Here is a 24432-nt window from a genome sequence, read left to right as displayed (position 1 = left end):
GAGGTCTTTCCGTTGGCTTTCTTCTCGGCTTGTTCGAGATGCCAGGCCATCGTGGTGATCGAGCGTTCGTCGAGTCGTTCGATGTACTGCGGCGCGATGCCTGTGGCTACAGCGATCCCGAGGACCGTGTAGCTCAGGGAGCCGCGGGGGTAGGGCCCGGCGGCTCCTCGTCACCGACCGGCAGCACGTCGAACGTCTGCTCGAACTCCTCCAGCTTCACCGGTGTTTCCTTGTGGTGCAGCATCTGCATCACCAGGTGAGCGAGCCGGTACAGGGTTTCCATCGACACGCCGTCCTCGAAGTCCGAGAACTTGATGCCGGTCGCCCGCTCGAACAGCAGGAAGTGCCGCGGCTTGACGACCACCTCGGCGTCGAACCCGCTGTCTCCGTTGATCTGCAGCGTGATCATGTACGACTCTCCTAGTAGGACAGAACGGAACGCTTGATGTCGGCCGGGGTGCCGGTGTAGTTCACGAACGCCCGGCCAGCGTTCGCATCGCCGTCGGGGAAGGCGAACGTGCCCGACGAGATCGGGCCGACGACGCGCGTGACGCCGGCCGCGAGCGCGATCACCAGGTCGTCGACGGCCAGGCCGTCGAACGTGGCCTGCGAGACCACGGTGGCGGACGCGGGCGAGGCACCTGTGTTGGACAGCAGCAGGAACACCGACGCGCCGGTGTCGACGATGTCGCCCTCGGCGTTCGGGGACGCCGCGGTCGGGATCGTGCCGGTGCGACTGACCAGCTGTGTGGTGACGGACTGACGAGCCATGACAGTGGTTCTCCTTACGGCCGCGAGAAGTCGGGGTCACCGACGCACATGAACGTGATCTCGGTCATCTCCTGGTCGCCCCGGTCGCCACCGACCGGCGCCGGCTGAATCAGGACCTGCCCGGTCCACCGCACGTGCTCGAGCGCGATGTCCGGGTGGTGGTCGAGCTGGAAGTCCACGACCACGCCGCGGTTGTTCCACAGGAAGTCCTCGAACCCGCCCGCGGTCCACTTGCTGTAGGTCTTCACCTGCAGCGTGGGCTCGGCGTCGGTTTCGGCGACCGCGACGCCGTCCGGGCAGTAGCTGTACAGCCGGTCACCGTCCTGCACGCCGGGATCGAGAGTCCAGCTCGACAGCTGGCACTCGACCGACACCGTGCCGATCGTGAGCTGCAGCAGCTTGAGCCGCCGAGCGGTGAGAGCGCTCATCGGTTCCTCCTTCTACAAACCCACGTCGACCGTGAGGGCGTACGTGGGGAGCTGTGTCCCGCCCTGCGGCAGCAGGCCCGGGGATGCCGAGGCGACCGTGAACAGTGGGTCAGCCTCGATCGCGGCCACCACCGGCTCGACGAGCTCGTAGAGCCGGGCGGTGGCGTACTGGTCGAACGGGACCACCAGGTGCACGACGAACGACGCCTCCGTTGGCACGGAACTGCCGTAGCTGCCCCACGTCACCGACGGGGGGCCGATGATCGCGCCGACGCCCTGCACTGTGGCGCCGGGATCCTGATAGACGCGCAGCTTGTCCACGATGGACAGGGCTGCGACGAGCGCGGCGGCGGCGTCCTGGATGCTGGTCATCCGACGATCGCCCTTGCGGAGCGGCCGATGCGGAGCAGCCGGTCGATGTCGGCGTCAAACGACGGGATGCGCGCCGTGCCCAGCTCGCCCATGTCCACCAGCGCCTCGGGAGAGCGCTTGCGGGTGAACCACCGGGCGGCCAGCCGGATCGTGCCGAGCGCGAGGTCGGCAGACGGCAGCTTCGCGCCCGGCAACGGGAAGTTGCCGTAGTCCACGTCGGAGCGCACACGCTCGACGAAAGCCACCGCTGCGTCGAGGTTCGCCTGCAGCAGAGCGTCGTCCTGGTTGTCCGGGACGTTCATGTCCGCCTTCAGGTCCTCGAGCGGCGGGGGCCACGTCGTCGTCATGCCTCGTCGCCTCCGTCGGCCGCAGCCTCGTCGGCGGCCTGGTCCTCGATGACCCAGCCGCGATCGGTCAGCACCCAGCCACCTGCGCGGCGGGTGTAGTCGGTGGTCGTGTCGCTGCCCTCGACCGCGGCGGCGTCGGCCGCCTCGGCGTCCTTGGCAGCCGTGCCTTTCGTCGGGGTCTGTCGGGTCGCGCCTGCCATCAGGCACCGACCGTGTGACGGATGGCGTGCAGGCCGGTCGGGCGCAAGAGGCGCACCGCGACGTAGCCGAACAGCGCCAGGTCGATGTTCGCCGGGCCGCCGCGCTCTTCGAAGCGGAACGTCAGCAGCGGCGACTCCCACGCCCACACGTCGTTGCGGTTGAAGATCAGTACGTCGGCGTCACCCGCCGCGTTGCCGCTCATCGACCAGGTGGGCAGGTTCGGGAGGCCGTCGACGAACCAGCCCTGCGTGATCGCGTTGCCGACACCGGCGGAGTTCTGCGCGCCGATGCTCGGCAGCAGTGGGCGGCCGTTGCTGTCGACCGCCGTGGCGTAGCCGGTGGTGCCTTCCTGCGAGAGGTGCGCCACGGTCGGCGCCGCGAAGCGGTGGAACGGGAACTGCGCCAGCACCGCGCGCTCGGCGGCCAGCAGCTTCTCGCCGCCGTAGGTGCCGGCCGCGGCCGAGCCGCCAGTGGAGGTGTACACCCACGCACCGGACGGGACCTGGCCCGTGGTGATGGTGCCGCCCTGGCCGTTCGAGCCGTTCAGCTCGGCGTACAGCTTCGCCTCGGCGTTCTGCGAGTACGCCTCGGACATCGCCTGCGTGGCGATGGCGTCGATCGCCGGGTTCGAGCTGTCGGCGATCTCGCGGGTGATGGTGAACAGACCGGAGACGGCGTTCGGGGTGACGGTCTTGGTGCCGATGGTCAGCGTGCCCGAGGTCGGGTTCGTGCCCTCGGTGTGGTTGCCCGCCATGCCCGAGCTCGAGGTGTACGCCGGAATGGTGAACGGCGTCGCGTCCGACAGCGAGCCGCGGGAGACCGAGCCCCACAGCGGCCGGCCCTGCAGCAGCTGCGTGACGTAGAGGTCCGGGCGGTAGCCCGGCGGGATCACGGCCGCGGCGTTGCTCGTGGTCGCGCCGGCGAACACGGCCGAAGTCGCCTGGTGCGAGGCGCGGCGCTGCGCGTCGGTCAGCTGCAGGGAGAACTTCTCCAGCCGCGACCGGGCGTCCACGTCGCCCTCGGTGCGGGACTTCCACGCGTCCTTGATCATCGACGGACCGTGACCGTCCATCTGGTACACCAGCGGTTCGCTGGTGACCGTGGCAGCATGCCCGGCGGGGATGACTTCCCGGCCCTGCGGCGCGGGGAGCTTGGCGAACGCCTCGGCGACGGCCGAGCCGATCGCCTCGGACAGGCCGGCGGTGAACGCCGCGAAGTCGGGTGCCGCGCCCGCGGCCGGCGGGGCGGTGGTCTGCGGCTCGGCCGTGGGTGCGGTCATGGTGGGTTCCTTCTTCTCTCGGGTGGCGGCGACGGACGCGACTCGCGCGCCGTCGAAGGCAGGCATGGCGGTCAGGGCGACCGCGCGCAGCGTGGCGCTGTAGACCAGGCACACGGTTTCGTCGGTGGGGTCGGGCTCCCAGCCGTCGCCCTGCTCGAAGTCGACTTCGATGGAGAACCCGTCGTAGACGTGGTCCTCGGCCAGGGCGAGCATCGAGTCACCGTCGGGGCCGCGGCCGATGCGGAACGCGGCGGCCAGGCCGGCGTCGGTGCTGGCGAGGGTCGAGGCGTAGCCGAAGGACTGGTAGCGGTCGTGATCGCGGTTGAGCTTCACGCGGGTGGAGTCGCCGCCCCAGTGCAGCGAATCCTTGGCGAACTTCCACTTCCGGCCACCCGAGCGCGCGACCGCGCCCCAGGGCACCGCCGTGCCGGAGACCGTCCGCTTCGCGCTGTCCACTTTGAACTCGGCGGCGGACGGGTCGGCGGCGAAACCGAGCGTCAGGGTGCCGGGGTTGTCGTCGGCGAACCGGACCGTGGGGAAGGGCAGTGCAGCGGACACGGGGGTCTCCTGGGCTTTGGTGCCCGGCGTCGGCGGAGTCGGGGGAAGCGCCGGCGCCGGGGGCTTGGGGACGGTCGCGGTGGGGATGTTCTCCAGCCGGGCGATCCGTTCGTCGTTGTAGACACCGACCTCGCGGCCAGCCTTGTACGCCTGCATCCGGGTCAAGGTGTCCGACTTGAGGAAATGGGCGTACTCGTAGCGGGCCAGGTAACCCCGCGGCAGCACGTCGTTCATCGACATGCGGTCCTCGATCGCCGCGGCGTAGGCGCGCAGCGTGAAGTCGATGAGGTCGAGGCGCCGCTGCTCGGCGTTGGCGTAGGTGCGCGAGGTGGTGGACACGCCGAGGTCTTCCGGGTCCAGCCCTGTGAGTCGGGAGATCTCCAGAACGGCGTAGTCACGCGAGGATGCGAGCTGCAGCTGCTCGGGCGACCACTGCAGGGTGTTCGCCTTGAGCGCGGCGCCGACGTAGCCCCAGGCGCGTTCCTGGTTGGCCTTGGCCCACTCGTTGAGGATGTCCTGGACCTCGTCGGGGGTGGGGTCGGTCATCCCGTCGGCGGGCGAGAAGTAGCCCAGCGGCAACGGGTCCGACGCAGACCGCGACGCGGCGGCGTCGAGCATCAGCGCGATGCGGATCGCGCGGGCGCCGGCGACCAGCAGCGGGTCGCTCGGCGCGTCGATGCGGATCAGCTCGGCGTCCGGGACGTACTCCCACGCCGAGCCCTGCGGCCGGCCGGTCGTCGAGGAGACGTAGACCTTGGAGTCCTCCTGGACGTTGACCGTGCGTGCGTCGAGCTTGCGGATCTTGGTCGGGTAGCCGTGCCAGCCGAACTCCAACACCCGCCACCAGGCCACGCCCTCGAACAGCAGATCCTCGATGGTGCGGGTCATGGTGATTGACCGCGCTACGTCCGGTTCGGGCTGCAGCAGCAGCGTGTACGTGTCCTCGACCACCGCACGCGTCGGTGCGTGGGTCTGTAGGGGCAGCGCGCCGAGGGTGCCGCAGATCAGGTCACGGGCCCGCTTCACGGCCGGCACCGACATGGCCATGCGGCGCGACACTCGGGTGGAGAGCAGCCCGTCCGACAGTGGGCCGCCGGCGGCCATCTCCGGCGGGATGTCGAGGGTGAAGTTGAGCGGCCGGGCCCAGCGGGGAGTGTCCACGGGGTCGGCCTGGGCGCGGACGCGCTCGGGTGCGGGCGCGGGGCCAGCGCCCCACGTGAAGATGTCCCGCAGCAGTCCCACACGATCAAGATACGGTCGGTATCTGGATACCGTCATCATTCGAGCGTTGGTGTGGGCTACTCACTACGGGGGCGCGCTACCACCACGAGCGGCCGAGCCGCTGGCGGCGGGAGGGTGCGCGCCAGGTGCACGGCGCCGGCCGCGGCGTACGCCGCATCGCAGTGTCCGGCGCCCTTACGGGTGAAGCGCCAGGCGTCGCCCTGGCGGGCCCGCTCCGCGCTCGTCACGTGCGCGGTCAGCAGCTCGTCGTCGGAGTGGGCGATCTCGCGTCCGCCGATCATCTCGGCGAAGCCCATGCAAATCGAAGCGCCGTCCTTGCGCAGCTCGTCGACCTCGGTCCCGCGCGGCGGCCACGCGGCGCGCGGACCCTGCTTGCGGTCCGCCAGCTCGGCGGCGACGGCGGCGGCCGGGCCGAGAGGAAACCACCCGAGCTTGCGCGGCTTCATCTTCGCCACCAGGGGCGGCAGCTCGCGGCGCAGCTGCTGCGTGGCGTTCGGCCCTTCCCAGCGGCGCACGACCTCGATGCGCACTCGCCCGTCCGGAAGCAACGCGGCCGCGACGAGCGTGGCGTGCTTGCCGTCCAGCGACACGTCGACCGCGGCCGCGACCCGGCCGCGCACGTCGTCGAGGGTGCCCGGGTCCGCGCAGTCGGCCCATGCGCCGGCGTCCACGGCCGGGTCGAGCATCGGCACCTTGATGCACAGGATCTCGGTGAGAAACCCGGCCAGCTCCTCGCCGCCGGCCTTCTCGGCGCGCAGGGCGTCGCCCAGCAGCGAGTCGGCCTCGGTGCGGCGGCCCAGGTTGGGGTTGGCCATCGCCAGCGCGCGCACGTCGGTCGGCTTGGATCCGAGCGGAGCGCTCCACTCCAGCAGGCCGAGCCGCCGGTCCCCCTCGCCGGTCTCGATGAACTGCATCGCCGAGGCGCGCAGCGAGTCCAGTACCACCGACCGGTGATCACCCTGGTTGCTGATCGCCCAGACCTGCGCGTCCGGCACCGCGTTCGTCGCCGGCACCGCGGCGTTCCACGCCGTCCAGTCGTGGTGTTCGCGCAGCTCGTCGAGGATCAACCGGTCGATCGTGAGCGACCGGCCGCCCTTGCGGTTCGACGCGGCGATCTTGTACCGCGTTTTGTAGATCGTGCGCAGCGTCTGCTCGCCGTTCGCGCGGCGGACGCCGTTCACCGGGATGTCCTCGGCTAGCGCGTCGGAACCTTCAGCCAGCTCGACAGCCTTCTCCCAGGACTCGCGCGCGTAGTCGAGGTTCGTGCTTGTGCCGAGCACCAGGCGTCGCTCTTCGATGAACATCCAGAAGAGCACCAGGATGACCAATAGCTCGGTCTTGCCCTGCTGGCGGGCGACCAGGATCAGCAGCACGCGGAACCGTGGCCGGCCGTCCGGCAGTAGCTCGCCGGCGTGGATCGCCGCCCACCGCTGCCACGGGTCCAGCGGCCGCTCGAGCGTGTCCCGGGCGAAGTCCTCGACCTCGAACCCGTACGAGGTCTCGGGCGTCAGCGCGCACCCGCATCCGCACGGACCGGGCGGCCCCTCGATCAGCGGTCGCGTCCAGATCCGCGGCAGCGTCGAGCCCAGCACCGCACCGGCCTGCGACACCTCCGCCGCGCTCATCAGCCGGTTCCGTCCGTCTGCCGGGCGACGCGACGCGCCTTCAGCTCGTCCTTGGCCAGCTGCGCCGCCGAGCGGGCCGTCGGCGCGGCCTGGGGCACGATGGATTTCCGGGCCGCCGGCGTCGCGCCGAGTTCGGTCAGCACCGCCAGCAGCTTGCCCGCCAGCTCGGCCAGCGTCCGCCCGGACTCCTCGGCGTCGATCGCCGCCCCGAGACGCAAGGCAAGCGCGATCGCGGCCTGGTCCTCCCCGTCCAAGTCAAGCTCGGCCAGCGCGACCCGGATGGCGCCCAGCACGTCGCCGGGGTCGGCCAGGGCGCCCGCGCCGGTCACCGCGGGTCCCCGCAGAGCCCGGGGAGAGAGAAGATGACGGGGACGTGGATCAACCGGCCAGGGGGGTCCGGGAAAAACCGCAGGTCAGAGGCACTGTCCACTGTGTTTCCGCATTTCCGCAGGTCAGAGGCTTTTGCGGGTCGACGTGTCGCGGGCATGGTCACCACCTGGTCATCGGTCGGGGGGCAGGGTCGGCCATGCGCGCGGTCTCGCGGGCGGCGGCGCCGGCGGCTCGGTTGCAGGTGCGGTGTTCGGGCCCGGAGTACTCCCGCTTGTTGGTGCCGTCGACGTGGCCGAGGTCCCAGGGTTCGCCGGGTGCGATGAGGTAGCCGCAGCGTGCGCACGGCACGGTGCCGAGCGCCACGGTGGGGGCGAGCTGTGCGCGTAGCTGCTGGTGCCGGGCGCCGTAGCCCTTGCGGGTGGTGTCGCCGGGGCGCTGGTGGTCAGCCATCGCCGCCGAGTCCGATGTAGACGCGCGCGCCGATGGCGTCGCAGTAGCGGCGGATGGTCGACATGCGCGGGTCGTGGCGCCCGTTGTCGATGGCGCACACGGCCTCGCGGGTCAGGCCGGCGCGGTGCGCCGCCTCGGTCTGCGTGAGGCCAGCCTGCTCGCGCAGCATCCGCAGGTGCCGGCCGACACCGGTCGTGTCGTTCGCCATGCACGCATTCTAACCGTCTAACCACGTAAGACAGTTAGGTGATCGGCGCGGCGTGTGACTAGCAGGTACCTTGGAAGTTCGGCAGCCAGCGCGAGTAGATCGACTGCAACGATCGAGTGACGCTGGTAACAGGACAGCTGCCTGGCGGTATAGAACTGTCGGTCCGGTCTGCATGATGGACGTATGGGACGGGAGGCGAGCATGACCAGGAGCGCTACTCGCTCGGTGGGCGTGGTCGAGCTGACCGACACCGAGTCCGCAGCGATGTTCGACCGCGTGGCCCGGCGCGAGATGGGCATCTCAGGCGCCGAGTTTCTGGAGCGCTTGGACGCGGGCGAGTGGGATGACCTCAACCAGGACGACGTACCGGGACTCTTGAGCGTCTGGATGTACCTGCCTGCCGTTCGCTGAGGCTTCGACTAATGCCCGGTCACGAACCGAACGAAGCAGTTCACGAGTTCCTTGATCCACTTGAGGATGCAGCAGCGGTCCTCGACGGGTTCAGCAAGCTGCTCGTGCTCGGCAAGAAGGGGCTATATCGGGTCGGCCAGATCTACATGTGGTCACTGAACGGTGAAGCAGGGATGCCGCTGCGTAGCAATGACGGCGGCGACATCGGGATCTTCCGCGCTGCGATGCACTTCGAAGTGATCGAGGCTGACCCCGCGAAGTATGGCAAGCCATACCGGGTTACTACCCGCGGGTACAGCTACGGCCTTGAGGAGAAGCCGAAGCGTGGCGTAGCTGGAAATGATCTTTGGCGAATGGACTGGCATCCGAACGGACGTAGCCCTGTCGACTACCCCCATCTCCACATCGCGCCCAACATGAAGGCGCACCAGCCGACCCCTCGGCTCACCTTCGAGAAGGCCGTCGAATGGTGCATCGGGTTCGACGCGAAGCTGTGTTGCTCGCCCCAGGAAGCGCTTAGCACCCTGCTGCTGTCCGAGACGAACCATCGGCTGAACCGCACGTGGAACGAGCGCCCCGGAGAACCGGTCGGTTAACGCCGGGCTCTAACGGTTGATCATGGCGTAGTTGAGCGGCGCCGTCTGCGCGAATCGGCTACGACTGGTTCGTGACTCCTGAGGAACGTTCGCGGGCAGGCCGGCTGGGGATACTGACCCGTCTTGCCTGCGAGGACCGGACCGAGATGACTTCAGCAGCTCGAGCTGCTGCTGCCGACCGCTTCGAGCATGAGGTGGATCCTGACGGCGTGCTCGAACCAGCCGAACGAGCCAAGCGCGCCGAGTACGCCCGTCGGTTGTGGTTTACCCAGCTGTCGCGGAAGGGCGTCGAGGCGCGGAGGCGTCGCGCTCAGGGCGACCGGGTTGGATGACGCCGAGATCCGGGCAGCCGCTGCCCGGGTAGGCCGGGCGCTCGGAGACCTCATGGTCGCGGTGGCGAACTCGCGTCCGGCCGCGAGCTCATCGAGGCAGCGAGACCCGAATCAGCCTCCGCGGGTTGCCTGGCGACCGCGGGAGGTCGCCAAGCTCACCGGTCTCGGTTACGACACCGTCTTGGGGCTGATTCGCAGTGGTCAGCTCGGCGCTGTGAAGGTTGGGCAGACCTACGCTGTGCCGGACGCCGAGCTGGACCGCTTCCTCACGCTGGATGCGCAGCCGCCGGCGCCTCCGCCGGGTCTGGCCGACGTGTCGGCGTTGGGCGCGACGCCCCGGTCGGTGACGCACCACCGGAACCGCACTCTTCGCGGGTAGATCATCCGATCCGGGACAGGTAGGGGCGCCACGGCAGCTCGAGCTCGCCCATGCGGCCGAAGCGGTTCTTCGCGATGTCGATCGACAGCATGCCGTTGGGCTCGCCCTCGTCGTCGTACTGGCGGGCCAGCAGGATGACGGCGTCGGCGTCCTGCTCGATGCTCCCGGACTCGCGCAGGTCCGAAAGGCCGGCCTTGCCGCGCGCGACGGCGTTGCGGTTCAGCTGCGCCGGGACGACAACCGCGCAGTCGAGCTCGCGAGAGAGCTGCTTGAGCCCGCGGGAGATCGCCGATACCTGCTGTTCGCGCGGCATCCGGCGGTCGCCGTTGAGGAGCTGCAGGTAGTCGATCACGACCACGTCGAGGCCGCCGCGGCGCTTGAGCGCGCGGCACTGCGCCGCGATGTAGCCGAGTGTCAGGTCCGGGCGTTCGTTGATCGTGAGCGGGAAGTCTTGCGCGCGGGCCCGGTACTCGTGGAAGTTGCGCCACGAGTGGTCCGACAGCTCACGGCGGGTGATCTCGCCCATTTCGACGGTGGCGCCGTTGGACACGATCCGGCCGGCGACCTCGACCGAGCCCATCTCGACGGAGAAGATCGCGGCGGGGTGGCCGAGGCTCGCGGCGTGCTCGGCGATCTGGTGCGCGGCGATCGACTTTCCTTCGCCGGGCCGCGCGCCGACGATGATCATGCGACCCATGTGGAGCCCGCCGGAGAACCGCTCGTTCAGCTCGTCCCACGGCGTCGGCACGTACCGGTAGGTTTCCGGGCTCCGGAGCGCGGCGTCCAGCTCGGTGAGCACGTCCCGGAAGGTCCGGGTGTGCTCGTCCTGGCCGAGTTCGGCGGTGTCGAGCTTGCCCAGCTCCTCGTGTGCGGCGGCGAGCGCGGCCGAGCCGTCGGTGGCGGCCATCGTGCGTTGCTGAATCCGCACGGTGGCCTCGACGACGCGCCGGAGCGCACCGCAGCGCGTGACCTCGGCGAGCGCGTGCGGGAAGTCCGCCGGATTCGGGACGGCGCCGAGGAACCGGGCCAGCGTGCGCTCGGCGAGCTCGCCGGCGGTGTCGGCGGCCGCGGCGACGGTGCGCGCGGTGACCGGCTTGCCCGCGCCGTGGAGCTGCTGTGCGGTCTCCCAGAGGCCGCCGTACGCGGCCACGGAGAAGTCGGCCGGCTGGACCCGCACCAGGGCTTCCTCGCGGAGCTCACGCGCGGTGATCGTGGTCAGGAGGCTGATCAGGTAGCCCTCTTCGGCGACCGGGCGCAGCTGCGCCAGCGCCTCGGCGGCCAGGTTCGGCGCCGGGTATTGCACGTCGTCGTCGGTCATGCCGCGGCCTTCCCGGTCAGCTTCGCCAGCGCGGCGCCGCGGTGGTCCTCGATCCAGGCACGGGCCGAGGTGCGGAAGAACGCGGCGATGGCGTCCTTGCCGTCGATGGTGACCGGGATGTCCGGCCGGTCGTAGCGCTCGCCGAGCACGCGGGCCACTCCGGTGGCGTCACCGGCCTGCCAGCGCTCCCGCAGCCAGTCGGCGGGGTCCCCGGTCGGTTTCGGCGTCTGCGCGGCCACGGGCCCGTTCAGCTCGTCGTCCCAGCACCCGTTGTGGAGCCACGTCGTCGGGATCTTGATCTTCTCGCGTTCGCGGCCGACCTGGGCGACGTACGCGGCGTACCGGCGGGCACCCGCGGTGATCGTGGCCGCCGGGGTGCCGGCCTTGACCGCCGCGCCGAACTTGGCCCGTGCGCCCTTCTTCGCCTCGCGTCGGGGGTAGACCGACCAGAACTCGCCGAACGCCGTGTCGATCGCCTTGGTGCTCATCGCGTCCGACCGGCGACGGTTGGACGAAACGGAACCGACAACGGAAGGTGACTTACCACCTTCCCCTACCCCTTCCCCTACCCCGCAGCTTTTCTGCGGCCGTTCACTTTTTTTCTGATCGGCGATTCTGTCCGATGTGGAATTTCCACTCTGGACAGTCGCCGAAGTGGCCTCGATCTCCGCCACGGCGGTGTCCGGGTCCAGCTCGGCGGCGGCCTGACGGGCGTCCTCGGTGCCGACCTTGCGCAGCTCGGCGGCCAGCACGCGGCGCAGCGCCTCGGACTGCACCTGCAGCGCCACCTTCAGCGCGTTCTTGAACACCTTGCCGTTGCTGGACACGCCGTCGTTGCGCATGAACGTGCGCACCAGCAGCTCGCCGGTGTCCTCGTCGAGCACGACGTACCGCTTCGCGGCCAGCCCGGCCAGCGCGGCCTCGACGCGTTCGGGCGTCATGTCCTCGGCGAGCCGCGCCCATGGGCGCGGCGTCAGCGCCAGCACGCCGGCGTTGCTGATCGTGGGCTGCGACAGCAGCGCCTCGAAAAGCCACTGCTGGTCCACCGTCAGGGCCCGGAAGTCTGCGTCCCGCCAGATGCGGCACAAGATGCGTGCGTGTTCGCGCGCCATCACGCCACCCTTTCCAAGAGCATGTTTCGCACGGACCAGCGGACCCACCGCTGGCCGGCCTGGTAGTCCACCGACCGGTCGAGCGCGTCGACGCGCTGCAACAGCGCGGCGCACTCGGCGGGGTCTGGGTCGGCGTCGAGGAGGTCGCCGAGCGCGGCGAGAGTCGCCATCAGCTCGGCGTGGGCCGAGTCCGCGACCCGGTACTTCTCGGCGTCGGCGCGGGCGGCCGCGGTCACGCGGGTGATGTCCACCCGAGCGACCGCGACCACCTGCAGCACGGCGTCCACAACGGACTCAGCCACCGGTGCCGCCGGGCGTGCCGAGCAGGCCAGCTTCGGCCGACTCGTCGCCCAGCTCCCTGAGCACGTCGAACAGCGACGGCTCGCGGCCGAGCTTCACCCGCACCAGGTCCGTACGGGCCTGCCCGCGGTCGATTTCCTCGGCGGTGATCACCGGTCCTGACTTCGCCGCGATGCGCCGGGCGATCTCCGCGGCCGGGACGCCGGAGCAGATGGCCACCGCGGCGCCGTCCATGACCTCGGTGCCGTTGCGGCGCCTGAAGTGCCTGGCGTGCAGCGCGAAGTCCGACGCGGTCTTGTACGTGAACTCAGGCATCGTCGTCCTCCTCGGCGCGCTCGGCCTGGCGCTGGCGGATCAGCGTGATCAGCTCGCGCACGACGGCCTCGTCGTGCGCCTTCAGCGCCTTCTTCGTCGGGTTCGCGCGGCCGACCCGCAGGCCGGCCAGCACCCCACCCGTCCAGCCGATCGCAAGGAACGCGAGCAGCCAGGAGATCAACACACCGTCGCTCATGCCGCCCCCGCCCCGAAGTTCCGGCCGTACCACGCACGCGCCTCGTCGGTGGCTTCCCAGATGACCCACTCGGACCCGCGGTGACGCCGAGTCCGAGTGGAATCGATGACGTACCCGGCTTCGGCCAGCTCGCCGCGCCGGGGCCGCACACTGTTCGGCAGCAGCTGCAGGTCCCTGCTCGTCTCGTAGTCCGTGACGCCGTTCGGCGCCTCGACGACGTAGCGCAGAATCACCGCCCGCTGCGAGCCGGTGCGCGGAGCGACGAGCCGCGCCGCGCGCGCCGAGGTCGTCGGCGGATCGGCGGTCACGAGGCCCTCGGTGGGCCGGGTGACCTCGGCGTCCCGGACGGCGGCCGCCGCCGCGCGCCGGGCCTCGAGGTCGGCGAACGCTGCACCGATGCGTGCCTGCGCGTCGTCGAGCGTGATGACCCCGGCTCGCGCCTGCGCGAGGTAGGCCGTGACGACCTGCCGGAGCCGCGTCGTGGTGAACACCGGCGGCGCCGGGTCGGCGGGCAGCTGATCGAACAGCGACAGCTCGGTCATCGCCCGACCTCCTGCTCGATGTCGGCCAGCCGCTCGACCTTGTCCAGCAGCTGCTCCAGAAGGGCGTCGATCCGGCCGAGCCGGAACGCCAGGTCGAACTCGCCCGGCGTCTCGGAGGCGGCCGCCGAGGGGGTCGCGGCCGCCGCGTCCGAAGTGGACAAAACCTGGTCAGACACCGGACACCTCCGCGACAGTTTGTGCGGCCTCGAAAGCCGCCTTGGCCTGCAGGTATGACACCTCTCGCGATGTCACGAGCAGCGTCGCAATGCACGCGATCGCCTCCACCTGGGTGCCGACGAGCGCGACAGCCTCCGCCGTCCAGGCCGCGCGCTGCTGGTCGTCCACGCATGCCAGCTCGGCGTCGATGTCGTCTTGGTCGCACGCGTCGTGGTAGTCGCCGACGAGCTCAAGCCGACGGCCGGGCACGCGCTCGATGAGCCGCTCCAGCTCCAGACGCCCAGCTTCGGGACCGGCCATGGCGACGATCACGTTGCGGCGCGGGTTGTCATCGACTTCCCGGATCACGCCGCCGGAGATGCCCAGCTCTGGGTCCGACGTGATGGTGACCTGGTCGAAGTTCACACCCAAGGCGAGCGCCGCGACCGCGTGGCCAGCCTCGTGGTGGGCGATCACCTCGGACGGCAGCAGCGTGCCGTCGTTGTGGGGAACGAAGTCAGGCACGGTCCGCCTCCACGGCGTCCTCGGCGGCCCACAGCTCTCGGCACGATTCGATCAGCCGCGCCCGCGCGTCGGCCTCGACCTCGGCGATCGTGCGGCCGGTCCGGGCAGCCTCGTCCGCGTTCAGCCGCTTGCACGCGGCGTCGGCGATCAGGAACGCGCCACGCCAGTCCGGCGGCTCCTGCAGCATCAGCGCCTCGATCTGGTCGACGAGCGAGGCCAAGTCGCTCGTCGACACCGCCTGCGCGGCCGTGGAGGCCGTCACAGCGCACCGTCCAGGATGGCGACGGCCTGCGCGTGCGCGGCGGCTGACTGCGGTGTCTGGGGCGTCGCGTTCATGTCCCAGCCGTCCGCCCGGCGGATGAGCCACTGATACGCCAGCAGCATCCCGAGCGTGCCCGGGTCCGGGTGCTCCGCGTACTTGGCGGGCACCAGCGAGTCGCACCACGTCCAGTAGGCGTCCTCGCCGCCGAGCTCGTCGACCCGCTCGAACATCAGCTCGGACGCCTCCAGGAACAGCGCCTCGTCGCCGCGGAAGAATCCGGTGAGAAGCGTCTGCCCGAAGTCGTTGCCCAGCAGCGCCTCCCGAACCTCGGGAATGTCGACCGACCGCCTCGATTCTGCGCTGGTCACGGACGGTGTGACACACTGTGTGCTGGACATGTTCTCTCCTGAGTTCGTGTTCATGGACCGTCCGGCGGTACCGGCAAGTTCGGCCGGGCGGTCCTTCTGCTGGGTGGTCTTCATGGTGATCACGCGCTCTGCTCCGCGAGTTCGAGGTCGAACTTCTCGATCTCGGCGAGCGGGTAGAGCACGCGGCGCCCGACCTTGACGCCACGGGGGCCGTAGCCGGTCATCCGCCAGTACCGGACGGTGGCGTCAACGGTGCGATATCTGGCCGCGACCTCGCCCGTTGTCAGGTAGTCGGCCATACGGTCACGCTGACCGAAGCCCGTCACGTGATCACCTCGGCGGTTGACCCCGTATCGAGCAGCGCAATCAACTCACTGGTGACCACCCGATACCGAGTCCCGATCTTGAGGACCCGGACCGGAAAGGTGCCTGTCTTCACGGCGTCATATGCACCGTTTCGGCCAAGCCCCAAGGGACGGCCAGCGGTGACTACGTCCACGGTTGCAGGCCACTGTCTGATCTCTTCGAGGGTTGGCGGCTGAGCCACCTGCGCGATGCGCTTAGTTCTCATGCCGCAGGAGCGTATGCGTCTGCCGAGTAGATTTCAAGCCACCGGAGCAGGTAGCGTGTCGTCCCATGACGGAGAGGGATGACAAGGCACCGGACGACATCGACCGTGACTACTGGCTCACAGAGGGCTACGAGGGCTACGTCGAAGGCATGAGGCACGACGCAGGTGTGCCATACATCACCGGCCGCGTCCCGCCAAAGATCCTCGAGAAGTTCACCAGAGAGCAACTCCTACAGGAACTCGATGCCGCGTACTACACGTATGAAGGCATGCTGGGCACGGAAGCGCGGTACCGCAAGGAATGGGAGAAGCCTTCCCTGAGCGTTTCCAAGGCGAAACCTGCCCGCGAAGACTTTGACGAATTCGAAGAGGTCCTTTCGGGCAAGATTCGGCAGTTGCGCATAGATCGAGGCTGGTCGCAGGAGGATTTAGCTGAGCAGCTTGAAGAAATTGGATTCAAGATGCATCAAACCACGATAGCCAAACTCGAAAGCGGGAAGCGCCCAATTCGAGTTTCCGAAGTGTTTGCGCTTGCATTCATTTTCAGGCTGCCGATGGAAGCGCTCTGGTCATTGCCGACTCCGCACGAGCCAGTACCCCTAAAGCGGATGCGAGAGGAATTCGATCGCATTAACGCAGAGCTACGCGATGCTGAATCCGATTTGCGCCGGACAAACTTGACAATACGAGAGCTTCAAGATCACAAGTCCGAACTTGCCCGCGAGATGAACGAGGCCGCCACAACCGCCCCCGAGAATCGGATAAACGCCAACCTCGAACTCCACCTGCGAAAGCTAGGGCTCCCACCAACGAATGAGATCGCACCAGATAGGTTCCAAAGCGGCCATCTGATCGAGTATGCAGCGCAGCGGGACCGCGCAGCGAGAGCAATACTTCGAGTCGAGGAGGTTAGCGCCGATGTTACTTCAACCGACAGGGAAGAATTACGACAGGCAGCCATCGAATCCCTTCACGAGGCGATCACGGATGCACGCTATGCACTTGAGAGGCAGTGGCGCTCCGGAAGATACGCTGCAAACAACCGTGTCGAAGTTAGCGCACCGAACAAGGAAACACTCGAACAAGTCACACGAACACGGATTCTTCAAGCTCAAGACGATTTGAAGCACGCTACCGCAGCCGAGGAGCGCGCATACGCCGAATTTGACGCAGTACGCAGCGAGATGGCCAAGGCTCACACTCAGGCCGATCGGGAGGCACTCCAGGATCGCCACGAGGTAGCGGAACAAGATTACAGGGCCGCGATGATGAGGCTGAAACTGGTCACAGACCGTCTGCGTGAGCTCGAAGGTGTCGACACTACGACACCTTCTCCCAAGGCATAGCGAGGATCCTGGAATGGGCTACACCAAAGACCTGTGGACCCGGCCGGAGAAGCTGCCCGACGGGAAGATGAAGCGCGTGCCGAACGCCCGGTGGGGCAAGGGCAAGCGGTGGCTCGCCTGCTGGCTCGACCCGGACGAGCAGGAACGCACCAAGGCGTTCGTGAACAAGACGCCGGCGGACAAGTACTGGCGCGACATGGAGAGCGCCCGCGACCGCGGCGAGTACATCGACCCGAAGGCCGGCCGCGAGCTCGTCGACAGCATCGCCCAGCGCTGGTTCGGCAGCCGGAAGGTCGACCCGGCGACGGTGATCCACGACGAAGGCGTCTACCGGCTGCACGTCAAGCCAGCGTTCGGCCACCGTCGGGTGAAGGCGGTCAAGCCTTCCGAGGTACAGGCGTTTCAGACGAAGCTCGGCGAGACACACGGCCCGTCCACCGTTGCCGCGGCCCGCCGGATTCTGATCGGGATCTTCGACCTGGCCGGCCCCGACGGCGACGAGCTGATCAAGAAGAACCCGGCCCGCGCACCGATCGTCAAGAAGATCACGACCGAGGACGAGCACGCCGAGCCGGTCGTAGCCTGGGGCGACAGCAGGGTCTTCGCGCTCATCGATGCCCATCCCGACTACCTGCGGATGATGCCGACGGTCCAGGCTGGGTGCGGCCACCGCGAAGGTGAGGTGTTCGCGGTCGCCGTCGAGGACATCGACGAGGGCGAGGGCGTGCTCCACATCCGCAGGCAGATCAAGAAGCTGGGCAAGTCCTACGTGTTCGCCCTGCCGAAGAGCGACCGGACGCGCAAGGTCCCGCTTCCGCCGTCGATCGCGGCGGGCCTACGCGCACACATCGCAGCGTTCCCGCCCCAGCCGCTCACCCTGCCGTGGGAGAAGCCGAACGGCGAGCTGCGCACCCACAACGTCCTGTTCCGGTGGCGCGACGGCGGCCACCTGAAGTCCCGCGCCTACTCGGAGACCACCTGGAAACCGGCGCTCGTCATCGCACAGGTGATCCCGAAGCCGACGAAGGACAACCGCGGCCGGCGCCGGTACGTGACCACCGGGCATGAGGGTACGCACCAGCTACGGCACTACTACGCGTCGGTGATGCTCGCCGACGGCGTGTCGATCAAGGAGCTGTCCGAGTACCTCGGCCACAAGGATCCGGCGTTCACGCTCCGGATCTACAGCCACCTGATGCCGGACTCGCACGAGCGCGCCCGGCAGGCGATCGACCGGCGGCTGTTCCGCCCGCGCGCCGTCAGCTGACGGAATATGGACGGAACGGCGACCGGTAACGACCAACGACAACCAACCGATGGAGCCGATGTGACTACCCGCGAAACACGGCGTGACCTGCGCGAACTCAGCCCTTCAGCAGGGCCCGAGCCATCACGACCTTCTGGATCTGGTTCGTGCCCTCGTAGATCTGGGTGATCTTCGCGTCGCGCATCATGCGCTCCACCGGGAAGTCGCGGGTGTAGCCGGCGCCGCCGAAGAGCTGGACCGCGTCCGTCGTCACCTCCATCGCGATGTCGGACGCGTACGTCTTCGCCGCCGAGGCCATGAAGCCCGCGCGCTTGTCGCCGCGCTCGGAGGCCGCCGCCGAGGCGTACACCAGGTGGCGGGCCGCCTCGATCTTCGTGCCCATGTCGGCCAGCATGAACTGGACGCCCTGGAACTCCGAGATCGACTTGCCGAACTGCTTGCGGTCCTTCACGTACGCGATCGCCGCGTCGAGCGCGCCCTGGGCGATGCCCAGCGCCTGCGCGCCGATCGTCGGGCGGGTGTGGTCGAGCGTGCGCAGGGCCGTCTTCAGGCCCGTGCCCGGCTCGCCGATGATGCGGTCCTCGGGGATCGTGCAGTTTTCGAAGTAGATCTCGCGCGTCGGGGAGCCCTTGATGCCGAGCTTCTTCTCCTTCGGGCCCACCGAGAAGCCCGGGTCGTCCTTGTGCACGACGAACGCCGAGATGCCGTTGGCCTTCTTCTCCGCGTTCGGGTCGGTCACGACCATCACCGTGTACCAGGACGACTCGCCCGCGTTGGTGATCCAGCACTTGGTGCCGTTGAGCACCCAGTGGTCACCGTCGAGCCGGGCGCGCGCACGCATCGACGCCGTGTCCGAGCCCGCTTCGCGCTCCGAGAGCGCGTACGACGCCGAAGCCTCGCCCGACGCGATCGAGGGCAGCACCAGCTTCTTCACGCTCTCCGAACCGGACAGGATGATCGGCTGCGTGCCGAGCTTGTTCACCGCCGGGATCAGCGACGCCGACGCGTCGACCCGCGCGAGCTCTTCGATCACGATGCAGGCGCCCACGGCGTCCGCGCCCTGGCCGTCGTACTCCTCGCCGATGTGGACGGCGTTGAACCCGGACTTGACCAGCGCGTTGTACGCCTCGATCGGGTAGCGCTCGTTCTCGTCGACCTCCGCCGCGTACGGCGCGATCTCCTTCTCGGCCAGGGCCCGGACCGCGGCCCGCAGCTCCTCGTGCTCCTCGGCAAGCTGGTACAGGCCGTCGGTCACTTCCGGTCACCTTCTCTACAACGTCGGGAGGGGTGCCGTCGATGTTAGCGCTCGTTCACTGACTGCGGCCGTCCTCGTCCTTGTGTCGTTGACCGCAGAATTCGTACAGTCGAGTGATGCCGCTCACCGCGCCGACGACGCCGCCCGGTTTGCCCGCCTCCCTCGACTACCCCGAAGTCCCCGTCGGTTCGATCATCGCCGCGGGCGCCGCCCGCTGGGGTGACCGGACCGCCTTCGTCCACGACGACCGCAGCCTCACCTTCGCCGAGACCTATCGCGCGGCCTGCCGCTTCGCCCACGCTCTGCGGGCACAAGGCGTGGGCCGCGGCGACGTCGTGGCGCTGCACCTGCCGAACTGCCTGGCCTTCCCCATCGCCTACTACGGCACGTTGCTGGCCGGGGCGACCTTCAGCCCGGCCAACCCGCTGCTCCCGCCGGACGACCTCGCCTTCCAGCTCGCCGACTGCGAGGCCGCCGCCGTCGTGACGTTCGGGCCGGTCGCCGGGGTGCTGGCCAGCGTCGCCGACCGGATCCCGGCACGGCTGACGGTCGTCGTGAACCCCACCGCCGACCTGCCCGAGGGCGCCGTCGAGTTCGAGGCGTTCCACGCCGGGCAGCCGGAGGAGCGGCCGGACGCCGGCACGGCGGTCCTCGAGGACCTCGCGCACCTCGCCTACACCGGCGGCACCACCGGCCGGTCGAAGGGCGTGCGGCTGACGCACCGCAACGTCGTGGTCAACACCCTCCAGCACGCGTGCTGGGGTACCGGCTCGGTGCCGGCGCTCGACGAGCACGGCGACGTCACGATCGACCAGATCGGCAGCGAGGACGAGTGGCCGTCGCGGCTCGGCACCGGCGTCGCGATCAACCTGACCCCGTGGTTCCACGCGATGGGCATCATCGGCGGGCTGAACGCGGCCGTCCTCGCCGGCACCACGACCGTGCTCCACGCGCGCTTCGACCCGGCCGCCTACATCGCCGACGCCGAACGGCTGCGGATCACCGGCATCGGCGGCGCGCCCGCGTTGTTCGCCGCGCTGCTCGCGACGCCGGCCTTCCGGACCGCGGACCTGTCGTCGGTGAAGTCGATCGGCTCCGGCGCGGCGCCGATGAACCACGCGATGATCAACGCGCTGCGCGAGCGGTTCCCGGGCGTGGTCGTCGCCGAGGGGTACGGCCTCACCGAAGCGACCATGGGCGCGGTCATCTCCCCGACGTACCGCTCGGGCACGCGCAAGGTCGGCTCGGTCGGCGTGCCGATCTTCGACACCGAGGTCAAGGTCGTCCCCGCCGAGGGCGGCGAAGACCCGCTCCCGGCGGGCGAGAAGGGCGAGGTCTGCCTGCGCGGGCCGCAGATCATGCTCGGCTACCGCAACCGCCCGGAGGAGACGGCGGCCGCCCTGGTCGACGGCTGGCTCCACACCGGCGACGTCGGCATCCTCGACGCGGACGGCTACCTGTCCATCGTGGACCGCAAGAAGGACATGCTGCTGTACAAGGGCTACAACGTCTTCCCGCGTGAGCTGGAGGAGCTGCTGATCACGATGCCCGGCGTCGCGGCGGCGGCCGTGGTGGGCCGGCCCGACACCGAGGTCGGCGAGCTGCCGGTCGCCTTCGTGGTGCCCCGCGGCTCGTTGGACGCCGATGAGCTGATGGCCGCGGTCAACGAGAAAGTGACGCCCTACAAGCGGTTGCGGGAGATCCGCGTGGTCGAGCAGATCCCGGTGTCCGCCGCCGGGAAGGTGCTCAAGCGGGAGCTACGGCAGCAGCTGATCGGCGAGCTGCCCGGCTAGCCGGTCGCCGGACAGGAGCGTGCCGGCCTGCTTGACGTGCTTGAGCAGCGGGGAGACCTCCATGCTCTGCAACCCGGGCAGCGAACCGATCCGGTCCGACGTGAACTCGAACAATTCGTCGAAGTCCCGGCAGTGCGCGACGGCGTGGACGTTGTGCGGCCCGGAAACCGCCGCGGCGAAGGCGATCTCGGGCTTCTGCGCGAGCGTGCGCCCGACGTCCTTGACCGCCGACGGGTGCACGCGCAGCCAGAGGTGCGCCCGGGCGTGGTAGCCGAGCGCCTCGGCCGCGATCTCGACGTCGATGTGGACGACGCGCAGCCGGATCAGTGTCTCCAACCGGCGTGAGGCGCGGCCGGGCGTGAGGCCGGCCGCGGCGGCTAGGTCGACCAGGGCGGCGCGACCGTCCGCGGCCAGGACGCCGAGCAGCTTTTCGTCCTCGGCGGTGAGCTGGACGGGCTCGCGGGCCACGACCGGCGCTTCGGTGAACGGGGACCCCTCGTTCCCGAGCATCGACTCCTGTTCGGGAGTCAGCGTGCCCCGCAGCGCGGCCCAGTAGTGACCGCGGCCGCCGACGAACTGGCGGAGCATCGCGGACGCGTGGATGTCGAGGACGGCCGCGGTCCGCGGCAGCTGCTGGCCGAGCAGGTCGTCCCGCTGTTCCCGGGTCCGCGACCGCACCGCGAACCCGATCTCGGAGCCCCCGGCGCAGAGCCCCACCCAGCTGACGTCGTCGCGCTTCGCGAGGGCGTCGGCGATCGCCGCGACGCTGCCGGGACGGCACCGCAGCCGCACCAGCCACTTGCTCTGGCCCAGCGCCCCCGGGTCGACGATGCCGGCGACGCGTAGGACGCCTTCGGCGCGAAGCCGCCGGTAGCGACGCCCGACCGCGTTTTCGGTGACGCCGAGCGCGGCCGCGATCGAGGCGAACGAGGCCCGCGGAGCGACCTGGAGCGCACGGATGAGACGCACATCCTCGGGCTGCACAGCGACGGATTCGGCCATCGACCCTCCTCTCGTCGAGGCAATCCTACAAAGTTGCTCTTCAGACGGGCGCGGTCGACGGCCGGGCGGACAGACTCGGAGGCGCAGCCGACCGAAGGGAACTGCCATGGAGACCGCCCTCATCATCGGGGCGTCGCGCGGACTCGGGCACGCGATCGCCGCCGAACTTTCCGCCCGCGGGTGGCACGTGATCGGCACCGTCCGCGACCCGGCCGCCCGGACACCCCTGCACGACCTGGCGGCCGCCTCCGACGGGCGCGTCGAGGTCGAGCACCTCGACATCACCGAGCCCGATCAGCTGCCGCCTCTGCGCGAACGGCTCGCCGGCCGCCGGCTCGACGTGCTCTTCGTCAACGCCGGCACCACGAACAACCCGGCGACGCCGATCGGCGAGGTGTCGACCGCCGACTTCGTCGACGTCATGGTCACCAACGCGCTCAGCCCGATGCGCGTCATCGAAGCGCTCCAGGACCTCGTGCCCACCGACGGGCTCATCGGCGCGATGTCCTCCGGGCAGGGCAGCATCACGAACAACACGGCGGGCTCGCGCGAGGTCTACCGCGGCAGCAAGGCGGCGCTGAACATGTTCATGCGCAGCTTCGCCGCCCGGCAGGCCGAGGCCGGGCGGGCGCTGGTCGTCGTGGCACCCGGCTGGATCCGCACGGCCCTGGGCGGGCCGGACGCGCCGTTCACCATGGAGGAAACCGTCCCGAAGGTGGTCGACGTCCTGCTCGCGAAGCGGGGAAGGCCCGGCATCGAGTTCCTGGACCGCGAGGGCAAGACCGTGCCGTGGTGACCGCTAGTGGCCCGTCTTCGCGCGCAGGGCCGCGTCCTTGTCCAGGACCAGCTTCTCGAGGTCGCGCTGGAACGCCGCCATCTTCGAGCGCAGGCCCTCGTCCGACGCCGCCAGGATGCGGACCGCCAGCAGGCCCGCGTTGCGCGCGCCGCCCACCGAGACCGTCGCCACCGGGACGCCCGCCGGCATCTGGACGATCGACAGCAGCGAGTCCATCCCGTCCAGGTACTTGAGCGGGATCGGGACGCCGATCACCGGCAGCACCGTCGCCGAGGCGACCATGCCCGGCAGGTGGGCCGCGCCGCCCGCGCCCGCGATGATCACGCGGATGCCGCGGGCCACCGCCGACGTCGCGTAGTCCAGCATGCGCTGCGGGGTGCGGTGCGCCGAGTAGACGCCGACCTCGTACTCGACGCCGAACTCGTCCAGCGCCGCGCCGGCCGCCTCGAGGGTCGGCCAGTCCGAGTCGCTGCCCATGATCACGCCCACCTGCGGCGCCATAGCTGATCTCCTAGTGGATTTCGTAGCCGTCGAGCCAGACGGCGTGGGACAGCCAGTGCGCCGACAGCAGCGCGCGGTTGCGCAGGTCGTCCATGCGGTCGCCGGTGAAGTTGACGTGCCCGAGCTTGCGCCCCGGCCGCTCCTGCTTGCCGTACAGGTGCACCCGCACCTCCGGGTACCGCGCGAACAGGTGGTGCAGGCGCTCGTCCGGCCCCATCTCGGGCAGCTCCGGCGCGCCCAGCACGTTGGCCATCACGCACGCCGGCGCGAGCAGGTCCGTCCGGCCCAGCGGGTAGTCGAGCACTGCCCGCAGGTGCTGCTCGAACTGCGACGTGCGCGCGCCGTCCATGGTCCAGTGCCCGGAGTTGTGCGGGCGCATGGCCAGCTCGTTCACCAGCAGCCCGGTGTCGGTCTCGAACAGCTCGACCGCGAGCAGCCCCGTGACGTCCAGCGTCGAGGCGATCCGCAGCGCGAGGTCCTGCGCCTCGTGGACGCGCTCCGGAGCGAGCCCCGGCGCCGGGGCCAGCACCTCGGTGTTGATCCCGCCGGTCTGCACCGTCTCGACCACGGGGTACGCCGCGCCCTGGCCGAAGGGCGAGCGGGCGACGAGCGCGGCCAGCTCCCGCCGCATCGCCACCTTCTCCTCGACCAGCAGCGCCGTGCCCGCTTCCAGCAACTCCGGCACGGTCTCGCGCGCGTGCTGAGCGGTGTCCAGCATCCAGACGCCACGGCCGTCGTACCCGCCGGTCGACGCCTTGAGCACGACCGGCCAGCCGTGCTCGCCGCCGAACTTCACCACGTCGTCCACAGTGGACACCTCGGCGAAGGCCGGACCCGGCACGCCGAGGCCCGCCATCATCTCGCGCATCACCAGCTTGTTCTGGGCGAAACCCAGCGCCGCCGGCGCCGGCCGGATGAGGTAGCCCTCCATCGCCAGCGTCAGCAGGTGCTCACCCGGCACGTGCTCGTGGTCGAACGTGAGCACGTCGACCGAAGCCGCGAACTTCCGCAGCGCCTCGAGGTCGGTGTGGTGCCCCAGGGTGACGTCGCCCGCGACGAGCCCCGCGGCTTCGTTCTCCCCCGCCGCGAGCACACGCAGGGACTGGCCGAGGGAGATCGCCGCCTGGTGGGTCATCCGGGCCAGCTGACCGCCGCCCACCATGCCCACGACCGGCAGACCGGTGTGTTTGTCCATAGCGCACTCAGCCTACTGCGCCGATTTTTGACAATCCGACCGGCAGCCACGGCGGAAAGGTGCGGTGAGCGGGTCGGCTCCGG

General features: G+C 69.6%; 34 protein-coding genes. 7 read left to right on the top strand and 27 right to left on the bottom strand.

Annotated elements, in window-relative coordinates:
* Positions 1 to 133: 133 nt before the first annotated feature.
* From AB0M59_RS38655 to AB0M59_RS38605, 11 genes are all read right to left on the bottom strand, one after another.
* Complete coding sequence (locus tag AB0M59_RS38655; protein WP_364625446.1) at positions 134 to 409, bottom strand: hypothetical protein; 276 nt, start codon at positions 407 to 409, stop codon at positions 134 to 136.
* An 11-nt stretch (positions 410 to 420) separates the two neighbouring features.
* Entirely contained in the window at positions 421 to 771 is a 351-nt protein-coding gene (locus tag AB0M59_RS38650; RefSeq protein ID WP_364625443.1) for a hypothetical protein, read from the bottom strand.
* Between the two features lie 14 nt (positions 772 to 785).
* Entirely contained in the window at positions 786 to 1199 is a 414-nt protein-coding gene (locus AB0M59_RS38645; RefSeq protein ID WP_364625440.1) for a hypothetical protein, read from the bottom strand.
* A 12-nt stretch (positions 1200 to 1211) separates the two neighbouring features.
* A complete protein-coding gene (locus AB0M59_RS38640; protein ID WP_364625437.1) occupies positions 1212 to 1571 on the bottom strand; it encodes a hypothetical protein in 360 nt (119 codons plus the stop codon).
* On the bottom strand, positions 1568 to 1918 hold the full coding sequence (locus AB0M59_RS38635; RefSeq protein ID WP_364625434.1) for a phage head-tail connector protein: 351 nt from the start codon (positions 1916 to 1918) through the stop codon (positions 1568 to 1570). Before AB0M59_RS38635 ends, AB0M59_RS38640 begins: the two co-directional genes overlap by 4 nt.
* Positions 1915 to 2118, bottom strand: a complete 204-nt coding sequence (locus AB0M59_RS38630; RefSeq protein ID WP_364625431.1) for a hypothetical protein — start codon at positions 2116 to 2118, stop codon at positions 1915 to 1917. Before AB0M59_RS38630 ends, AB0M59_RS38635 begins: the two co-directional genes overlap by 4 nt.
* Entirely contained in the window at positions 2118 to 5198 is a 3081-nt protein-coding gene (locus AB0M59_RS38625) for a phage portal protein (RefSeq protein ID WP_364625428.1), read from the bottom strand. Before AB0M59_RS38625 ends, AB0M59_RS38630 begins: the two co-directional genes overlap by 1 nt.
* Before the next feature lie 56 nt (positions 5199 to 5254).
* On the bottom strand, positions 5255 to 6823 hold the full coding sequence (locus AB0M59_RS38620) for a terminase (RefSeq protein ID WP_364625425.1): 1569 nt from the start codon (positions 6821 to 6823) through the stop codon (positions 5255 to 5257).
* Positions 6823 to 7152 carry a hypothetical protein gene (locus tag AB0M59_RS38615; RefSeq protein WP_364625422.1) on the bottom strand — a complete coding sequence of 110 codons (330 nt, stop codon included), beginning with the start codon at positions 7150 to 7152 and terminating at the stop codon, positions 6823 to 6825. Before AB0M59_RS38615 ends, AB0M59_RS38620 begins: the two co-directional genes overlap by 1 nt.
* Before the next feature lie 160 nt (positions 7153 to 7312).
* Positions 7313 to 7603 carry a hypothetical protein gene (locus AB0M59_RS38610; RefSeq protein WP_364625419.1) on the bottom strand — a complete coding sequence of 97 codons (291 nt, stop codon included), beginning with the start codon at positions 7601 to 7603 and terminating at the stop codon, positions 7313 to 7315.
* Positions 7596 to 7811 (bottom strand): helix-turn-helix domain-containing protein, encoded by a 216-nt coding sequence (locus tag AB0M59_RS38605; RefSeq protein WP_364625416.1) that lies wholly within the window; start codon positions 7809 to 7811, stop codon positions 7596 to 7598. Before AB0M59_RS38605 ends, AB0M59_RS38610 begins: the two co-directional genes overlap by 8 nt.
* A 201-nt stretch (positions 7812 to 8012) precedes the next feature.
* Here AB0M59_RS38605 and AB0M59_RS38600 point away from each other — a divergent pair, with 201 nt between their 5' ends.
* The 3 genes from AB0M59_RS38600 to AB0M59_RS38590 all read left to right on the top strand — a co-directional run bounded on the left by AB0M59_RS38600 (position 8013) and on the right by AB0M59_RS38590 (position 9529).
* Complete coding sequence (locus tag AB0M59_RS38600) at positions 8013 to 8222, top strand: hypothetical protein (protein ID WP_364625413.1); 210 nt, start codon at positions 8013 to 8015, stop codon at positions 8220 to 8222.
* Between the two features lie 11 nt (positions 8223 to 8233).
* Positions 8234 to 8818 (top strand): hypothetical protein, encoded by a 585-nt coding sequence (locus tag AB0M59_RS38595; protein ID WP_364625410.1) that lies wholly within the window; start codon positions 8234 to 8236, stop codon positions 8816 to 8818.
* A 189-nt stretch (positions 8819 to 9007) separates the two neighbouring features.
* Positions 9008 to 9529 (top strand): excisionase family DNA-binding protein, encoded by a 522-nt coding sequence (locus tag AB0M59_RS38590; RefSeq protein ID WP_364625408.1) that lies wholly within the window; start codon positions 9008 to 9010, stop codon positions 9527 to 9529.
* A 1-nt stretch (position 9530) separates the two neighbouring features.
* On the opposite strand, the gene AB0M59_RS38585 is transcribed toward AB0M59_RS38590, so the two are convergent.
* From AB0M59_RS38585 to AB0M59_RS38530, 12 genes are all read right to left on the bottom strand, one after another.
* Positions 9531 to 10847: a DnaB-like helicase C-terminal domain-containing protein gene (locus AB0M59_RS38585; protein ID WP_364625405.1), complete on the bottom strand. Its 1317-nt coding sequence runs from the start codon at positions 10845 to 10847 to the stop codon at positions 9531 to 9533.
* Positions 10844 to 11959, bottom strand: a complete 1116-nt coding sequence (locus tag AB0M59_RS38580) for a hypothetical protein (RefSeq protein WP_364625402.1) — start codon at positions 11957 to 11959, stop codon at positions 10844 to 10846. Before AB0M59_RS38580 ends, AB0M59_RS38585 begins: the two co-directional genes overlap by 4 nt.
* Complete coding sequence (locus tag AB0M59_RS38575) at positions 11959 to 12261, bottom strand: hypothetical protein (protein WP_364625399.1); 303 nt, start codon at positions 12259 to 12261, stop codon at positions 11959 to 11961. The genes AB0M59_RS38580 and AB0M59_RS38575 overlap by 1 nt, the downstream gene beginning before the upstream one ends.
* Positions 12254 to 12574: a hypothetical protein gene (locus tag AB0M59_RS38570; RefSeq protein WP_364625396.1), complete on the bottom strand. Its 321-nt coding sequence runs from the start codon at positions 12572 to 12574 to the stop codon at positions 12254 to 12256. The genes AB0M59_RS38575 and AB0M59_RS38570 overlap by 8 nt, the downstream gene beginning before the upstream one ends.
* Complete coding sequence (locus AB0M59_RS38565) at positions 12567 to 12770, bottom strand: hypothetical protein (RefSeq protein ID WP_364625393.1); 204 nt, start codon at positions 12768 to 12770, stop codon at positions 12567 to 12569. Before AB0M59_RS38565 ends, AB0M59_RS38570 begins: the two co-directional genes overlap by 8 nt.
* Positions 12767 to 13312: a hypothetical protein gene (locus AB0M59_RS38560; protein WP_364625390.1), complete on the bottom strand. Its 546-nt coding sequence runs from the start codon at positions 13310 to 13312 to the stop codon at positions 12767 to 12769. The genes AB0M59_RS38565 and AB0M59_RS38560 overlap by 4 nt, the downstream gene beginning before the upstream one ends.
* Entirely contained in the window at positions 13309 to 13488 is a 180-nt protein-coding gene (locus tag AB0M59_RS38555) for a hypothetical protein (RefSeq protein ID WP_364625387.1), read from the bottom strand. Before AB0M59_RS38555 ends, AB0M59_RS38560 begins: the two co-directional genes overlap by 4 nt.
* Positions 13481 to 13993, bottom strand: a complete 513-nt coding sequence (locus AB0M59_RS38550) for a hypothetical protein (RefSeq protein WP_364625384.1) — start codon at positions 13991 to 13993, stop codon at positions 13481 to 13483. The genes AB0M59_RS38555 and AB0M59_RS38550 overlap by 8 nt, the downstream gene beginning before the upstream one ends.
* Positions 13986 to 14255 (bottom strand): hypothetical protein, encoded by a 270-nt coding sequence (locus AB0M59_RS38545; protein WP_364625381.1) that lies wholly within the window; start codon positions 14253 to 14255, stop codon positions 13986 to 13988. Before AB0M59_RS38545 ends, AB0M59_RS38550 begins: the two co-directional genes overlap by 8 nt.
* Positions 14252 to 14623, bottom strand: a complete 372-nt coding sequence (locus AB0M59_RS38540) for a hypothetical protein (RefSeq protein ID WP_364625378.1) — start codon at positions 14621 to 14623, stop codon at positions 14252 to 14254. The genes AB0M59_RS38545 and AB0M59_RS38540 overlap by 4 nt, the downstream gene beginning before the upstream one ends.
* Before the next feature lie 119 nt (positions 14624 to 14742).
* Positions 14743 to 14922, bottom strand: coding sequence for a helix-turn-helix domain-containing protein (locus AB0M59_RS38535; RefSeq protein ID WP_364625375.1), 180 nt, complete (start codon positions 14920 to 14922; stop codon positions 14743 to 14745).
* A gap of 23 nt (positions 14923 to 14945) precedes the next feature.
* Entirely contained in the window at positions 14946 to 15194 is a 249-nt protein-coding gene (locus AB0M59_RS38530) for a DNA-binding protein (protein ID WP_364625372.1), read from the bottom strand.
* A 65-nt stretch (positions 15195 to 15259) separates the two neighbouring features.
* On the opposite strand from AB0M59_RS38530, the gene AB0M59_RS38525 reads away from it, so the two are divergent.
* Together AB0M59_RS38525 and AB0M59_RS38520 are read left to right on the top strand one after the other, a co-directional pair.
* On the top strand, positions 15260 to 16540 hold the full coding sequence (locus AB0M59_RS38525; protein WP_364625369.1) for a helix-turn-helix transcriptional regulator: 1281 nt from the start codon (positions 15260 to 15262) through the stop codon (positions 16538 to 16540).
* Between the two features lie 13 nt (positions 16541 to 16553).
* Positions 16554 to 17807, top strand: a complete 1254-nt coding sequence (locus tag AB0M59_RS38520; protein WP_364625366.1) for a tyrosine-type recombinase/integrase — start codon at positions 16554 to 16556, stop codon at positions 17805 to 17807.
* A 97-nt stretch (positions 17808 to 17904) separates the two neighbouring features.
* Here the strand turns inward: AB0M59_RS38520 and AB0M59_RS38515 are convergent, their stop codons facing one another.
* On the bottom strand, positions 17905 to 19062 hold the full coding sequence (locus AB0M59_RS38515) for an acyl-CoA dehydrogenase family protein (protein ID WP_364625363.1): 1158 nt from the start codon (positions 19060 to 19062) through the stop codon (positions 17905 to 17907).
* A 116-nt stretch (positions 19063 to 19178) separates the two neighbouring features.
* Here AB0M59_RS38515 and AB0M59_RS38510 point away from each other — a divergent pair, with 116 nt between their 5' ends.
* On the top strand, positions 19179 to 20855 hold the full coding sequence (locus AB0M59_RS38510; RefSeq protein WP_364625360.1) for an AMP-binding protein: 1677 nt from the start codon (positions 19179 to 19181) through the stop codon (positions 20853 to 20855).
* Here the strand turns inward: AB0M59_RS38510 and AB0M59_RS38505 are convergent.
* Complete coding sequence (locus AB0M59_RS38505; protein WP_364625357.1) at positions 20820 to 21857, bottom strand: Lrp/AsnC family transcriptional regulator; 1038 nt, start codon at positions 21855 to 21857, stop codon at positions 20820 to 20822. The genes AB0M59_RS38510 and AB0M59_RS38505 overlap by 36 nt on opposite strands.
* Before the next feature lie 106 nt (positions 21858 to 21963).
* On the opposite strand from AB0M59_RS38505, the gene AB0M59_RS38500 reads away from it, so the two are divergent.
* Positions 21964 to 22653, top strand: a complete 690-nt coding sequence (locus AB0M59_RS38500) for an SDR family NAD(P)-dependent oxidoreductase (RefSeq protein WP_364625354.1) — start codon at positions 21964 to 21966, stop codon at positions 22651 to 22653.
* A gap of 3 nt (positions 22654 to 22656) precedes the next feature.
* Here AB0M59_RS38500 and purE read toward each other — a convergent pair whose 3' ends face one another.
* On the bottom strand, positions 22657 to 23154 hold the full coding sequence (gene purE / locus AB0M59_RS38495; protein ID WP_364625351.1) for a 5-(carboxyamino)imidazole ribonucleotide mutase: 498 nt from the start codon (positions 23152 to 23154) through the stop codon (positions 22657 to 22659).
* 10 nt (positions 23155 to 23164) lie between these two features.
* Complete coding sequence (locus tag AB0M59_RS38490; RefSeq protein ID WP_364625348.1) at positions 23165 to 24349, bottom strand: 5-(carboxyamino)imidazole ribonucleotide synthase; 1185 nt, start codon at positions 24347 to 24349, stop codon at positions 23165 to 23167.
* Positions 24350 to 24432: the final 83 nt, after the last annotated feature.

This window comes from Amycolatopsis sp. NPDC051371, assembly GCF_040682155.1.
Classification (GTDB): domain Bacteria; phylum Actinomycetota; class Actinomycetes; order Mycobacteriales; family Pseudonocardiaceae; genus Amycolatopsis.
The sequence above is the reverse complement of the archived record's forward strand: the minus strand, read 5'-3'. Positions and strand labels throughout refer to the sequence as shown.